The organism is Nocardiopsis sp. NPDC007018 (assembly GCF_040635075.1).
Taxonomy (GTDB): Bacteria; Actinomycetota; Actinomycetes; order Streptosporangiales; family Streptosporangiaceae; genus Nocardiopsis.
The window spans coordinates 1-14,462 of sequence record NZ_JBEYHA010000084.1 but is presented as its reverse complement, the minus strand read 5'-3'; the positions used below and the strand labels follow the sequence as shown (position 1 = coordinate 14,462).

The window sequence follows — 14,462 nt, the reverse complement described above, 5'->3', positions numbered from 1 at the left end:
AGGACGACTGATGTGTTCGAGAGATGCGTGTCCCCAGCCCTGGTAAAAACCCCCGCCGTCCGGGCGCCGCTTGCCGCTCTACGGCCAACCCGCTCACCACAGGAAAGCGCGTACCCGCAGGTTTGTACCCCGCTGTGTCCGGGGTGCGTTGCGCCGTGACCGGGCCGGACGCGGCGTGGTACACCCGTCCGCGTCGTAGGCCCGGGATAGGGTTCCGGCACGTTCCGCACACCGGGAGGGACCACCATGACCGCGACCCTCAGCCGCCGCGAACTCAACCGCGCCACCCTGGAGCGCCAGTTCCTGCTGCGCCGCACCGATCGACCGGCCACCGAGGTGCTCGCCCGGCTGGCCGGACTCCAGGCCCAGACGCCGCACACCTGGTACGTCGGGTTCCAGAGCCGTATGGAGGACTTCGACCCGCACGAGGTGGGCCGACTCCTGACCGACGGCGCGCTGGTGCGCATGTCCCTGATGCGCTCCACCCTGCACCTGGTCTCCGCCGAGGACGCCGCGTGGATGCGCCCCACCACCCAGGAGGTCATGGAGCGCGACCTCGCGCACGGATCGCACGGCAGGGCCACCGCCGGTGTGGACCGGGACGAGGTGGTCGCCCTGGGCCGCAAGATCCTGGAGGAGCGGCCGCTCACCCCCAAGGAGTTGGGAGAACAGATCGGAGCCCGGTGGGAGGGCGTGGACGGCGCCGACCTGGCCTACGTGGTCCGCTGCCTGCTTCCGGTCGTGCAGCTTCCGCCGCGCGGCGTGTGGGGCGCCTCCGGGCAGCCGGTACTGGCCCCCGCCGACACCTGGACCGGCCTGCCGCCGGCCCCCGGACCGGACCCCGGGGCGCTGGTCCTGCGCTACCTGGCCGGATTCGGCCCGGCCAGCGTAAGGGACGTGCAGGCCTGGTCCGGGATGACCAGGACGAAGGCCGTGGTGGACGGGCTGCGGGAGCGGCTGGTGTCCTTCCGCGACGACTCCGGCACGGAGCTGTTCGACCTGCCCGACGCCCCGCGCCCGGAGGCGGACGCCCCGGCGCCGGTGCGCTTCCTCTACGACTTCGACAACCTGCTGCGCGGGCACGCCGACCGGAGCCGGGTCGTGTCCCGGGAGAACCTGAGCCGGCTCTCCGCGCGCAACGGCATGCCGCCCGCGACGGTGCTCGTCGACGGCGAGGTGGCCGCCTCCTGGAGGGTGGACCGGAGCCGCAGTACACCCGCGCTGGACGTCACTCCCTTTCGCGCGTTCAACTCTTCGGAAAACGAGGAGATCACCGAAGAGGGGGAGCGTCTACTCGCCTTTCTCTTCCCCGAGGACGAGGACGCGCGACTCCGTTTCACGCTTCCCGCCTGAATCGACCACCACCCGGGAATCGACCGTTTTGTGCACGTGCGTCCTGACCACGGAGGGCGCGTGTGGGTATGACAGGATTCTGGGGTGACTGAAGAGTTCCGTGCCGCGTTCCAACGCGTGCTCGACACCGCCGCCAGCCAGGCACCCGGCTTCCCCGAGGCCGTGCACGACGTGTTCCGGCTCTCCTCCCAGGTGCCCCGGGAGGAGCTGGCCATCGCGCTGGAGACGCTGACTCCGGTCCTGGGCGACAGCGAACCCCACGCGGGAGTGGCCGCCGACCTCTCCGTCCTGGCCGGTGCCCTGGTCGAGTCCGGAGCGCCCGCCGGCCAGGTGGGCCTCGAGGTACTGCGCCAGCTCGGCAGCTACGGCCAGGCCGCGGTCGCCTTCCTCCACGCGTGGGAGAAGACCGGCGGCGGCCCACTCCCCGCCCCGAACGACGTGGGCGAGGTCGAGGAGGCGCGCGTCGAGCAGGTCCTGGGCGACAACGCCCCGCTGGCCACCGTCGGCTGGTGGACCTCCCTGCGCTACGGCCTGGCCGCCAAGGCCATGCTGGGCGACTCGGGGGTGCGCGCGGCCGTGCGCGCCGACCCCGGGGCGCTGCACGAGCTGGGCCAGATCGTGCAGGCCCTCTCCACACGGCTCAGCGAGTTCGGCGAGACGGCCGAGCTGCTGCGGATGTCCGAGGTGGACCGGCTCCTGGTGCTGGACCGGGCGTCCTGGCGCGGGTTCCGGGTCGCCTTCGACGGCCTGAGCGACAACTTCCAGCTGCACACCCTGCTCGCCGACGCGCTGATCGGCAAGGAGGGGCACCGCCTGCCCGGTACCCGGCCCGACCCCCGCTGGGTCGCGGCCTCCCTGGACGCCGCCGTGGACCCGCTGGCCGACGTGGTGCGCGGCGAGTGGGACCTGGTGGGCGGGGACGGCACCTGGGTGGGGAACGAGGCCTGTCCCGGCGACGTCCCGCTGGTGGACGGCGAACGGGTGCTGGTGCTCGAACCGCAGTCGCTGTTGCACTCCTGGCGGGCCGGGCGCCGCCACCCGCACGTCCCCGGTTCCCTCACCGTCCTGGCGGAGCTGCACCCGGACGAGGCCGCGGCCTGGTGGGCCCGCGTCCACCCGGCCGGGTCGGTCCGCCACCCGCAGGCACCGGCCATCGAGAACGACGACACCGGCGCGCACCGGCGCCCGCCCACGCACTTCGGCGTGGCCGCGCACTTCGCCGAGGTGGACTCCGGTCCGATGTCGGCGCCCTTCGCCGCCCTGGACCCGCACCTGGACGCCCCGGGCGGCGAGTTGTCCGCGTCGTTCGAGGACATCACGATCAACCCCGGGGCGGGCGCGGGGTTCCCCGACTCCCCCGCGTCGCTGTTCGACCCCCCGGCACGGCCGCCCGAACCCGCGGACGACGCCGAGGACGAACCCGACGACTTCACCGTGCCCGCCGCCTGGTCGGGCGCGCTCACTCCCACGGCGCCGGGGACGGACGACCCGGCGGAGTTCCCCGGCTCCCTCTCTGAGCCACCGCTCGACGAACCGCTGTGGCGCGACCCCCGCCCCCTGCCCGACCCCGGCGCGGACGTCCGCCCGGCCAACGCCCCGGCCGCGGACGACCCCTCGGTGATCGCCCCCGTCGCAGACGACCCGCGCGACACCCCCCGCGACACCCCCCTGCCCCCCGGTGCCCGCCTGCTGCCCCCCATGCCTCCCGGGGTGTCGGACGGCAGCACGTGGGCGCCGCACTGGAAGTGGCCGATGGGGCCGCCCGGGCGGTGACCCGCCCCCGACCAGGCCGTTCCGTGCCGCCGCGCCCTCCCGTACGCGGCCGCGTGACAACTGTCATCCCTTGAGCACCGCACCGCTCACAGCCTGACGGTGATGGGTGGGACTGGAGCGCGGTGCCCGGGCGCGAAATCATGGGGACATGACGACGACGAGGGACACCCCCCGGGAGCACGGGCCACAGGACACGGCTCCCTCCCCCCGACCCACCCGCGAAGAGGCGCTCCAGCGGGCGGGCCGCACCTGGGACGAGGAGGAGAGCCGCAGGGCCAAGGAACAGTGGAGGAACCAGCGCCCTTGGCCGAGCACCATGAAGCGGCAGGACAAGGTCCTCGCCTGGATGCTCGTCGGGATTCCGGCGTTCTTCCTCCTCACGATGCCGCTGCGTCCGCTCTTCATCGCGGACCACGCCCTCCCCCTCGCGTTCGTCACCGGCAGCCACGCGGCCGTCGGCGCCGCCGCGGCCTTCGCCAGCATCGGTGAGGCGCCCCTGTGGCTGGTGATCGTCGCGGGCGTCGTCGGCAAGATCAAGATCGACTGGCTGTTCTGGTGGGTGGGCCGCCGCTGGGGGCAGGGCATGATCACCTTCCTCGTGCCCAGCGAGCGCGGCCGCCACTTCGCCGAGCGCCTCCAGACCATGAACCCGTGGGTGATGCGGATGTTGATCCCGCTGAGCTACCTGCCCGGCGTCCCCGGGGGCATCCCCCACATCGTGGCCGGGGTGAACGGCATGCGGCTGAGCACCTACATGCTGTTGGACGCCCTCGGCGCCCTGTTGGTGACCGCCGTCGTGGCGGGCATCGGGTACGGCTCGGGCCAGGCCGGGGTGGACGTGGTCCTGTTGATCGACGGCTACGCGGTCTGGCTGATGTTCGCGCTCATCTTCGCCATGGCGGCCGTCCCCGCGATCAGCAGCATCAGGGACATGCGTGTCCGCAGGGCGCGGGTGCTCAGGGAGGTCGGCGCGGCCTACGACGCCGAGACCGAGCGCCTGGCCGCCCGGGTGAACGAAGAATCGGACTCCGTCGTTCGCACCCCATCCTCACCCGACGCCACCAGGGATGACTCCTGAAAGTCAGCACGGCCTCACGTACGGTCGCGCGCGAAGGCGGGCTCCTTGACTAGGCTGGCGATCGGCAATCCGACACCCCGGGCAAGCCGGCTGCGCTGGGTGCGTCACAAACACACTCAAGGAGATCCCGTCATGGGACAGCAACACTTCGATCTGGTCGTCCTCGGCGCCGGGCCCGGCGGCTACGTCGCGGCGATCCGCGCCGCCCAGCTGGGCCTCAGGGCGGCCGTCGTCGAGGAGAAGTACTGGGGCGGCGTCTGCCTGAACGTGGGCTGCATCCCCTCCAAGGCGCTGCTGCGCAACGCCGAGCTCGCCCACCTGTTCCACAACGACGCCGACCTGTTCGGCATCAAGGTGAACGGCACGGTGGAGTTCGACTACGGCAAGGCGTTCAGCCGCAGCCGCGAGGTGGCGGACGGCCGGGTCAAGGGCGTCCACTTCCTCATGAAGAAGAACGGGATCACCGAGCTCAACGGGCGCGGCACCTTCGTCGACGGCCACACGATCGAGGTGCGTGCCGAGGACGGCTCCACCGAGACCGTCACCTTCGACAACGCGGTGATCGCGGCGGGGTCCTCCACCCGGCTGATCCCCGGCACCTCGCTGTCCGAGCGGGTCGTCACCTATGAGGAGCAGATCCTCAGCGAGGAGCTGCCCGGCAGCATCGTCATCGCGGGTGCGGGCGCCATCGGCGTCGAGTTCGCCTACGTGATGCGCAACTACGGCGTCGACGTGACCATCGTCGAGTTCCTCGACCGGGTCGTGCCGCTGGAGGACGAGGAGGTCTCCAAGGAGATCGCCCGCGCCTACAAGAAGCTCGGCGTGAAGGTCCTGACCTCCACGAAGGTGGAGTCGGTCGAGGACACCGGGTCCGGGGTGCGGGTCACCGTCACCGGTTCGGACGGCAAGCAGAGCACCCTGGAGGCCGACAAGCTCCTCCAGGCGATCGGCTTCGCCCCCAACGTCGAGGGCTACGGCCTGGAGAAGACCGGTGTGGCGCTGACCGAGCGGGGCGCCATCGAGATCGACGGGCGCGGGCGCACCAACGTCCCGCACATCTTCGCGATCGGCGACGTCACCGCCAAGCTCATGCTGGCGCACACGGCCGAGGCGATGGGGATCGTGGCGGTGGAGACCATCGCCAACGCCGAGACTCAGGAGATCGACTACCGGTTCATCCCGCGCGCGACCTACTGCCAGCCGCAGATCGCCAGCTTCGGCTACAGCGAGAAGGAGGCGCGCGAGGCGGGCTACGACGTCCAGGTCGCCAAGTTCCCGTTCATGGCCAACGGCAAGGCGCACGGCCTGGGCGACACCCGGGGCTTCGTGAAGATCATCTCGGACGGCCGGTACGGGGAGTTCCTGGGCGCCCACATGGTGGGCCCGGACGTCACCGAGCTGCTGCCCGAGCTGACCCTGGCCCAGCAGTGGGACCTGACCGTGCACGAGGTGGCGCGCAATATCCACGCGCATCCCACCCTCAGCGAGGCGGTCAAGGAGGCGGTGCACGGTCTGGCCGGGCACATGATCAACTTCTGATCCGCCGGAGGGTTCCCCTGTGAGGGAGGCGGGGCCGGTCCCTGGCGGGGTCGGCCCCGTCGTCGCTCAGCCGTATCGGGCCAGCGGTTGGGTGCTGCACCGGAAGGCGCCGCCCAGGGAGCGGGTGGCGCGCAGGTCCACGTACTCGACGCGCACCCCGAAGGCCCCCAACCGTTCGCCGACGTCCTCGAACTCCGGGTCCGTGACGTAGGTTCGCGGGTTCAGCGGGAGCCCGTTGGTGGCCAGCGCGGTGGCCTGGTCGAAGCTCACCGGGATCGTGTCCCACGCGTCCAGGGACTCCGGGACCCCGTCGAGGAGCGCCTCCTCACACACGATCATCAGCCCTTCGCGGACCAGGCCCAGCGCGCAGTCGAGGTGGAGCATCCCCGGGTGCAGGCGCACCTCCTCCACGACGCGGCCGTAGGGTGCGAGGAACTTGCGGAGCCAGGCGATCCCGGCCGCGTTGGTGGCCAGCCCCGACGTCCCCACGTACACCCGGCGTCCCAGGACGAGGACGTCTCCGCCCTCCAGGAAGGGCCCGGTCCCCAGAGTGGCGTCCCCGGGTTCGGGGACCTCCGGGGCGGGGACGGCCACGCGCACCGAGTCCGCGGGGTCCACCCGTTCCCGGAGGACGTCGCGCAGCGGCAGGACCTCCCCCCCGCCGGTAGGGGAACCTCAGGGAGCCCTCGATCACGAGGTTCCCGACGGTGACGAGAGGGTCGCGGACGAAGAGGTTCGCGTACCCGCGCCCCTGGGCGACCGCCTTCTCCTGGTCGGTGAGCAGACGGGGGAACAGGACCTCCACCCCGTGGGAGACCAGGAGCGATCCCAGTTCCTCCCGTTCACGTCGCAGGACCCGGGCGAAGTCCGGCAGGTCCCTGTCCAGGTCGGCGCCGGGTGTGGCCGCACGGACCGCGTCCGCGTCGGCCCCGAGGAAGTCCGTGTCCCACGTCTCGGGCGGGGTCTCGGGCAGCCCGAGCTCGGAGCGGGACAGCACCACCGTCCTCAGGGTGGAGAACTCGTCGTCGACCCTCACCTCGGGCATGGGCGCTCCCTCGCGTCACCGTCGTGCGGTGCGCCTCACTCGGGCGTCACCCGCGCACTCGACCTCCCCATCATCGTGCAGACCCGGTTCAGCGGGCCCGGCTCACGGGCCTACGGCGTGTCCCCGCGGGTGGGGCGCGGCCCCGCCCCACCCCACCGTCCCGATATCCGGTGTCCGGTTCCCCGCCCCACCGCGCCTACCCTCGCGCGTCGGGCTCCGGGGCGGTGAGGGACTCGATCCAGTACTCACGGGCCAGGGCGTCGACCCCGGCCGGGGACACACCCCGCAGGTGGACCGTGGTGTCGGTCGTCCCGGCGACCCGTCCGTGGTCCTGGAGCCGGAGGAAGTGGTACCGCTCCGGCGCGAACCCGAGGACCACGTCCACGTCGAACCGGCCCCGCTCGTCGGGGGCGTCTCCGAGCCCCGGCTCGGCCTTCCCGACCGCCTGGACCCCCAGCCACCCCTGGTAGAGGAGGACGAGCAGCAGCACCAGCGCGATCCGGCGCAGGGTCGCGCCGCGCAGCGCCCGCGCCCCCAGGGACCTAGCCGACATCGCCGACTCCCCCGTCGGTTCCCCCGGAGGCGTTCCCTCCGGCTCCCGGGGCGGCCTCACCCTCGTCCTCCCGCTCGGCGTCCACGGCCAGCAGCTCGTTGATCCGCGCCACCGCCGCCCGGAACCCGGGGTCGTCCACCGCCGTGCGCCACGAGCGCGGGCGGGGCAGGTCCACGGTGACGCTCTCCCGCACCGTGCTCGGCCGCGACGACAGCACCACGACCCGGTCGGAGAGGAAGACGGCCTCGTCGATGTCGTGGGTCACGAAGAACACCGTGGGCCGGCGCTCCTCGAAGATCCGTGTGAGGTCCTCCTGGAGCCTGCGCCGGGTCTGCGCGTCGATGCTCGCGAACGGCTCGTCCATGAGCATCACGGCGGGCTCGTTGGCCAGCACCCGGGCCACGCCCAGGCGTTGGCGCATCCCGCCGGACAGCTCGTGCGGGTAACGGTTCTCGAACCCCGCCAGACCCACCAGCTTGAGGAACTCACGGCCGCGCTCCTCGCGCTCACGCCGCCCCACACCCTTCATCCGCAGCCCGAAGACCACGTTGCCGAGCACGGACTTCCACGGGAACAGGGCGTGCCCCTGGAACACCACCCCCCGGTCGGGCCCGGGGCCGCGCACCTCGTGGCCGTCCACCGACACCGTCCCGGAGGTCGGTGCCACGAACCCCGCCACCGTGTTGAGGACGGTGGTCTTGCCGCAGCCGCTCGGGCCGAGGACCGACACGAACTCGCCCCGCTCCACAGCGAAGGACACGTCGCCGATCGCGACGACCTCGTCCCCCGTGTAGGAGTCGGTGTAGACCTTCTCCAGGTGTTCGATCACCAGCGCGGTCATCCGTCGCCCTCCATCCTTCGCACCATCCCCCACCGCTCCACGGTGGCCCGCTCGAACGGCGCCAGGACCAGCGCGTCGAGCATGTACCAGAGCACCCCGAGCACGACCATGCCGAGGAACACCTGGCTGACGTCGCCCACCCGGCGGGCGTCGAACATCATGAACCCGATCCCGCTGGTGCCGACGATGATCTCCGCCGCCACCAGCGCCCGCCAGCCGTAACCCAGGCCGGTGCGCACGCCCGTGGCCACGGACGGCAGCGCGCCCGGCAGGATCACCTCGAAGAACACCCGGACCCGGCCCGCGCCGAGACTGCGCGCGGCCCGGACCAGTTCCTTGGGAACCTGCTCCACCCCGGACACCACGCTCAGCATGAGCGGGAACACGATCGTGTAGACGATGACGAACGTGACGGCGGTCAGGCTGAACCCGAACCACACGATGACGATCGGCAGCCACGCGATGTCCGCGATCGCCTGGAAGAACAGCAGGATCGGCCACACCGCCCGGCGCAGCCGCCAGAACAGGGCGGTGAGGAAGCCCATCGGCAAGCCGATGAGCAGTCCGAAACCGACCCCGTAGGCCAGCCGCTCCAGGGAGTCGCCCAGGTATCCGGGCAGGACCCCCTTGCGCAACAGCTCGACGAACTCCACAACCACCCGGTCGGGGCCCACGAAGAACGCCTGCGGGAACACGCCGCTCTCGGCCAGTGCCCACCACAGCGCGACCACCGGAACGAACGGGCCCAGCGTGCGGAAGGCCGGGCTGCGGGTCAACCGCAACCACACCCGCCTGTGCAGCGGGGCCCGTCTGCGGACCCCGCGCGCCGTCGCGGCTCCCGTCCGGTTCGTGCCCACCCCGGACGTTGCGGGCGCGGACGTTCCCGGCCCGGTTCCACGCGTCTCGGTCGACATCAGTGACCTCCCCCCGTCATGCCCCACCGCAGTACCGTGTTCCGCTCCAACGGAGCGAGCAGGAGACGGTCGGTCAGGAGCCACAGGACTCCGATGACCACCATCGAAGCGACGATGACGTCGGTGGCGTAGAAGGTCTGGGCCAGGAAGAGCGCGTACCCCAGACCCGCGCTCGTCGCGATGATCTCCGCCGCGACGAGCCCGCGCCACCCGTAGCCGAGCCCGATCCGCAGTCCGCTGACCACGCTCGGCAGCGCGCCGGGCAGCAGGACCTCCCAGAACATCCGCCAGGGCCCCGCCCCGAGGGACCGGGCCGACCGCAGCAGTTCCTCCGGGATGCCGCGCACGCCCAGCATCGTGTTGTAGGCCAGCGCGAAGAACATGGCGTTCCACACGATGAAGATGACGGCGCCGTTCCCGTACCCCAGCCACAGGGTGGCCACCGGAATCCAGGCGATTCCGGCGAGGGCCACGGAGAAGCGCAGCAGGGGCGTGAAGAAGGCCGACAGCACGCGGCTCGTTCCGAGGGCGATCCCGAAGGGGATCGCGGTGGCGATCGCGATGACGCTCCCGACCAGGACCCGGTAGAGGCTGGCGCTCAGGTGGCGGAGCAGGTCACCGCTGAGGGCCATGTTCCACAGCGCGGCGCCGACATCGGTGACCTGGGGAAAGATCCGTTTGGGCACGCCGGTCACACCGACCGCCGTCGCCCACACCCCGGTCAGCGCCACCAACGGGAGCACGAACCAGAGCAGTCCGACGACCCGCTCCCCCGCACGGCCACGCCTGGGGGCGGCCGTGCGGGGTCGCGTGGCGGTCCCGCGTGCGGGACCGCCTGCGGGGCCGCTCGTCATACGGCGCACGCGTCCTGGTCGACCTCGCGGACGAAGGAGTGGCCGGACTCGATCTCGGCGGTCTGCGGGGTCTCGGCCAGGTCGTCGAACAGCTCCGGGTGGTTCTCCTCCACGGACAGGATCGGGGTGGGCTTCAGGTGGTCGTTGATGTCGAAGTCGTAGGAGATGACCTCCTGCTCCTCCAACAGGTTCGCCACGGTGTCCATGGCCAGGAAGTTGCAGGCGGAGAACCGGGCGTCCAGCTGGGCGATGTTGAACTCCATCGCGGTCTGGGCCACCTCGAGGTCCGTGCCGGTCAGCCAGCGGGTGGCGGTGTCGGCCGCCTCCTCGGGGTTCTGCCGAATCCACTGGTCGGAGGCGGCGCGGGCGGCCAGGAAGGCCTCGACCATCTCCGGGTTCTCCTCCAGGTAGTCCGGAGTGGTCGCGATGTAGCCGACGTAGGGGATGTAGCCGCCCCCGCGGACCACCTCGTAGGCGCCCTCCACCTGGTCCTCGATGGTGATCGGCCAGGGGTCCCAGTTGACGGTGGCGTCCACCCCGCCGGTCTCCAGCGCCACCGGCATGTCCGGCGGAGCGGTGTTGACCAGCTCGACGTCGTCCACGTCGATACGCAGGTCCTTGAGGATGCCGAGCAGGTAGAGGTGGTTGATGGTGCCCACGCTCGTGCCGATCGTGGCGCCTTCGAGGGTGGACAGGTCCTCGGGGTCGATGTCGGAGTCCTCGGACGCCACGATGCCCATGGTCTCGTCGATGCTGCGCTGGGTGGAGGAACCGGAGTAGTTGCCGACGAAGACCAGGTCGACGCCCTCGGAGACGGCCACCAGGCCCGGAACTCCGACCTGGATGATGTCGACCTCGCCGGCCTCCAGGGCGTTGATCGCGTCGACGCCGGTGGGGAACGGGTCCGCCAGGGTGACGTTCAGACCGTGGTCCTCGAAGTGGCCGATCTCGGTCGCGACCGGCAGGCCCAGCTGGTCGATCGCGGAGACGTACCCGGCGGTCAGGGAGCCGTCGGCCGTGCTCTGACCGCCTGACACGTCGTCGTCGACGGTCGCGCCGCCGCCGCACGCGGTGGCGACCAGGACGGCGGAACAGGCAAGGGAGAGCGGTGTGAGCGGAAATCGCTGCATGGGGGGTTCTTCCGGTAACTGGGGGGTCGCCCTCATCCGGGCGCGCGTACCGTTTCAGCCGATGAGAACGGACCTGGGGTCCGCCCGCCGACGGAGAGGGAATGGAGGAAGCGCGAACTGCTGCGGGGAGGATGCGCTCCCGCGCCTTTCGTGCTTTCGACACACGACCGTACCGGGGACGGGACAGAACGTGAAGAACCATTCGCTTATATCCTTATTCGGAAAACGAATACTCCCTTACCCAGGCACGACGCTCTCGACCCTGTTCGCTTTGTGCGCACGAACGGGAATCGTTCCGGCAGGTCGGCGGGCCTCGGAAACGGCTTGGAGTATTCTCCGCGCCGCCGGGGTGAGCGCCCGGGCGGTGTCCCAGCAGACCGCGACGCGACGCTGTGGGGAGCTCTCCAGGAACCGGACCCGCACCCCGGTGGTGTCCGAGCTCCGGGCGGCCAGCCAGTTGGTCACCCCCACACCGATCCCCCGGGCCGCCAGTGACACGAGGGTCTGCGGCTGGTTGGTCGCCTGGACGGCGTCGATCGCCAGACCGTGTTCCTGGAAGGCCTGGTAGGACTCCAGCTCCGCCGCCCCCGGAGCGTCGAGGCGACCGATGGTGACGATGGGGTAGGCGGCGATGGCCGCCAGCGGGAGCGGATCGGGCACCTCCGAAAGCGGGTGGTCGTCCGCGTGTACGGCCACCAGCGGCTCCGCCCACAGGGCCCGGCTCGCCACGGAGGGTGCGGGCTTGGGGCTCATGGGCCGCAGGCACAGGTCGACTCCGCCGGAGGCGAGCGCCTCGTCCAGTTCGAGGGGTGCGTGCTCGGTGAGCACCACCCTGATGTCCGGGTCGCTGCCCGCCAGCGACCGCAGGAGGTCGGGCACGAAGGCGGCGCTGGCACTCGGGCACGAACCGAGGATGACGATGCCCCGAGCGCCGCCGCGCCAGGGCGCCATCGCGGCTTCGGCCTCCTCCAGGGAGCGCAGGACGTTGCGGGCCTGGACGGCCAGGGCGGCCCCCGCCTCGGTGAGTCGCACCGGGCGTTTCTTGCGGTCGAAGAGGGATTGTCCGATCTCACGTTCGAGCGCCGCGACATGTTGACTAACGCGCGGCTGTGACCTGCGAGTCGACTCCGCGGCGGCGACGAAACTACCGGTTTCGACCACCGCCAGAAACGAGACGAACCACTCCAGGCGAATGTCCGCGTCGAGCATGGCGGGAGGATCTCCGGTTTATGTGGGGGGACGTGGAGAGCACTCACGATACCGCCCCAAAAGGCAAATCAAGCACCGTACCGACCACCTGGCACACGAGGGCCAGCGGCAACTCCCTTTGCAGACTATTAACGATTCTGATTCTGACATTCCAGGAACCGACCGCCGGGAGTGGATCGCCCCGTCCCGGCGGCGGGACCGCGCGGGACGTCCCCGGGGCGCCGGACTTGCTAGGTTTCCCTGTGTCCCCCGCCGGAGCGGCCTCCAGCCCGGCGCACCCCGAACCGAAAGCCACCCATGCGCCTGATCCCGTCCACCCCCCTCTCGTGCCTGGGCACGGCCGTCGCCGCAGTCGTGATCGGCGGTGTCGTCCTCGTCGGCTGCGACGTGGTCGACCTCGACCTGGACCTGAGCCTGTCAGCGGGCGGCGACTCCCCCGAAGAGGAGGCGAGCGCCAGCCCGAGCCCCGAGGAACAGACCGAGGAGGAGGCGCAGGCGTCGTCCTTCGGCCTCCCCGAGTCGTGCGAGGCGGCCGGAGCCGCCCAGATCGTCGGGGACCTCGCACCGGGGCAGGTGGTGACCGAGGAGAGCGGGGGGATCGAGGGGATCGAGGACGCGGAGCAGCTCTCCTGCACGTTCAGCGACGGGAGCACCGAGCCCGGGACGCCCTCCTTCACCCTGGTGTTCACGTCGGGCGCGGACCCCAGCGCCAACCCGGACGTCGTCCGGGTTCCGGGGGCCGAAGCGGAGATGAACTGGGAGGTGGACGTCGACGTGGACGTGGACACCTACCACACGGAGGACTCCGACGACCTGGGCGGCGACCTGGAGTACGTCGGCACGGTCGACGGTTCCAGCCGCCACCTGTACCTCCAGCTGCCCGGCGACTTCTACGTGACCGCGATCGCGTACTTCGAGGACGTCGAGCGCGGCGACCTGGAACGGGTGGTCTTCCAGGCCGCGGGCCAGATCCGCGACTAGAAGACGAGAACGGCCAAGGGGCCGCCGACGTGTGTCGGCGACCCCTCGCGGTGTCTCACGGGGCACACGGCGCGGAGGGTGCGCGGTGCCCGCACCGGTGCGCGGAGGAGGACCCCACCCTTCTGGCCTAGCCGACGTCGGCGGAGAGGGTCTCCTGGAGGCCGAACAGCTCCTCCATCTCGACGGACACGATGTCGAGGTCGTCCCCGACCACGGCGATCTGGCCCTCCACCGTCTCGCCGGGGGCGAGGCTGACGGCGTCGAACTGCTCGATCTCGGCGAACATCGCCTCCGCCCAGTCGGAGCGGACGGTCCCGTCGGCGAGGGTCACGTTGAAGTAGATCGGGTTGACCTCGATCGACTCGTCGCTGTTGTTCTCGATGGTGATGTCGATGGCGGTGTACACCGTGTCGTCGATCGTGTCTCCGACGGTGCCCGCGACGGAGGCGGTCATGACGACGCCGGTGGCCTCCTCGGCGGTCTCCTCCTCCGTCGCCTCCTCGGTCTCCTCGGTCGCGGCCTCCTCCGACTCCGAGGAGCTGGACCCGCCGGAGGACGAGCTGTCGTCTCCGCCGCCCAGGACCGACACGAGCCCGACGACGAACAGGAGGGCGAGGATGACGCCGAGGCAGCCCCCGCAGCCGATGCCGATCTTCTTTCCGGTGGACATGCCCTGCTTCGGGGGCTGACCGTAGGGAGGCTGGTCGCCGTACGGAGGCTGATCACCGTAGGGGGACTGATGCCCGTACGGGGGCTGCTGCCCGTAGGGAGGCTGGTCACCATACGGGGGCTGGTCACCGTACGGAGGCTGCTGGCCGTAGGGCTGCTGGGGGTCGTACGGCGCCTGGCACCCATACGGCTGCTGGGGGTCGTGCGGCCGCTGGGGACCGTTGGGATAGGCCATGAGGCTCCCTCTCTGGGCATGCGGCGAACGGGAGCCGCAGGGGACGACGTGTGCGCCGATCTGACGTGGATCGCCCAGGCCGGGTTCCCACTCCGCACATCGCGAACCGACGTTAACCGACCACGGTGACGATTCACTACGCGTTCCGGACCAACGCGGACATCAGCGGGCCGACACCCCCCACCAGCACCCGGGAAACGCGGGAGGGGTCGCCGACGACGCGTCGACGAAGTAGGGGCTGTCCGCGCCGAAGGTGTGGTTGTTCTTCAGCTCGTACTCGGGGTAGCC

The 14,462-nt window shown here is 71.0% G+C and carries 13 protein-coding genes; 5 read left to right on the top strand and 8 right to left on the bottom strand.

Going from position 1 to position 14,462, the window contains the following annotated elements; translation table 11 throughout:
• Positions 1–246: 246 nt before the first annotated feature.
• From ABZ635_RS26175 to lpdA, 4 genes are all read left to right on the top strand, one after another.
• Complete coding sequence (locus ABZ635_RS26175; protein ID WP_357769790.1) at positions 247–1,353, top strand: winged helix DNA-binding domain-containing protein; 1,107 nt, start codon at positions 247–249, stop codon at positions 1,351–1,353.
• Between the two features lie 84 nt (positions 1,354–1,437).
• Complete coding sequence (locus ABZ635_RS26170; protein ID WP_357769788.1) at positions 1,438–3,126, top strand: hypothetical protein; 1,689 nt, start codon at positions 1,438–1,440, stop codon at positions 3,124–3,126.
• Positions 3,127–3,274: 148 nt separating this feature from the next.
• The gene (locus tag ABZ635_RS26165) at positions 3,275–4,204 is read left to right on the top strand and encodes a VTT domain-containing protein (protein ID WP_357769786.1); all 930 of its coding nucleotides are present in this window, start codon (positions 3,275–3,277) and stop codon (positions 4,202–4,204) included.
• A gap of 132 nt (positions 4,205–4,336) precedes the next feature.
• The gene (gene lpdA, locus ABZ635_RS26160) at positions 4,337–5,743 is read left to right on the top strand and encodes a dihydrolipoyl dehydrogenase (RefSeq protein WP_357769785.1); all 1,407 of its coding nucleotides are present in this window, start codon (positions 4,337–4,339) and stop codon (positions 5,741–5,743) included.
• A gap of 66 nt (positions 5,744–5,809) precedes the next feature.
• On the opposite strand, the gene ABZ635_RS26155 is transcribed toward lpdA, so the two are convergent.
• The 7 genes from ABZ635_RS26155 to ABZ635_RS26125 form a co-directional block, all read right to left on the bottom strand.
• The gene (locus tag ABZ635_RS26155) at positions 5,810–6,361 is read right to left on the bottom strand and encodes a hypothetical protein (RefSeq protein WP_357769783.1); all 552 of its coding nucleotides are present in this window, start codon (positions 6,359–6,361) and stop codon (positions 5,810–5,812) included.
• Positions 6,362–6,984: 623 nt separating this feature from the next.
• The gene (locus ABZ635_RS26150; protein WP_357769782.1) at positions 6,985–7,341 is read right to left on the bottom strand and encodes a hypothetical protein; all 357 of its coding nucleotides are present in this window, start codon (positions 7,339–7,341) and stop codon (positions 6,985–6,987) included.
• Positions 7,331–8,182 (bottom strand): ABC transporter ATP-binding protein, encoded by an 852-nt coding sequence (locus ABZ635_RS26145; RefSeq protein ID WP_357769780.1) that lies wholly within the window; start codon positions 8,180–8,182, stop codon positions 7,331–7,333. The genes ABZ635_RS26150 and ABZ635_RS26145 overlap by 11 nt, the downstream gene beginning before the upstream one ends.
• The gene (locus ABZ635_RS26140; protein ID WP_357769778.1) at positions 8,179–9,096 is read right to left on the bottom strand and encodes an ABC transporter permease; all 918 of its coding nucleotides are present in this window, start codon (positions 9,094–9,096) and stop codon (positions 8,179–8,181) included. Before ABZ635_RS26140 ends, ABZ635_RS26145 begins: the two co-directional genes overlap by 4 nt.
• A complete protein-coding gene (locus ABZ635_RS26135; protein WP_357769791.1) occupies positions 9,096–9,950 on the bottom strand; it encodes an ABC transporter permease in 855 nt (284 codons plus the stop codon). The genes ABZ635_RS26140 and ABZ635_RS26135 overlap by 1 nt, the downstream gene beginning before the upstream one ends.
• Positions 9,947–11,080, bottom strand: coding sequence for an ABC transporter substrate-binding protein (locus ABZ635_RS26130; RefSeq protein ID WP_357769777.1), 1,134 nt, complete (start codon positions 11,078–11,080; stop codon positions 9,947–9,949). The genes ABZ635_RS26135 and ABZ635_RS26130 overlap by 4 nt, the downstream gene beginning before the upstream one ends.
• 237 nt (positions 11,081–11,317) lie before the next feature.
• Positions 11,318–12,289, bottom strand: coding sequence for a LysR family transcriptional regulator (locus ABZ635_RS26125; protein ID WP_357769775.1), 972 nt, complete (start codon positions 12,287–12,289; stop codon positions 11,318–11,320).
• 297 nt (positions 12,290–12,586) lie between these two features.
• Between ABZ635_RS26125 and ABZ635_RS26120 the strand changes: the two genes are divergently transcribed.
• On the top strand, positions 12,587–13,270 hold the full coding sequence (locus tag ABZ635_RS26120) for a hypothetical protein (protein WP_357769773.1): 684 nt from the start codon (positions 12,587–12,589) through the stop codon (positions 13,268–13,270).
• 127 nt (positions 13,271–13,397) lie between these two features.
• Here ABZ635_RS26120 and ABZ635_RS26115 read toward each other — a convergent pair whose 3' ends face one another.
• Entirely contained in the window at positions 13,398–14,174 is a 777-nt protein-coding gene (locus ABZ635_RS26115; protein ID WP_357769772.1) for a DUF4352 domain-containing protein, read from the bottom strand.
• Positions 14,175–14,462 lie beyond the last annotated feature (288 nt).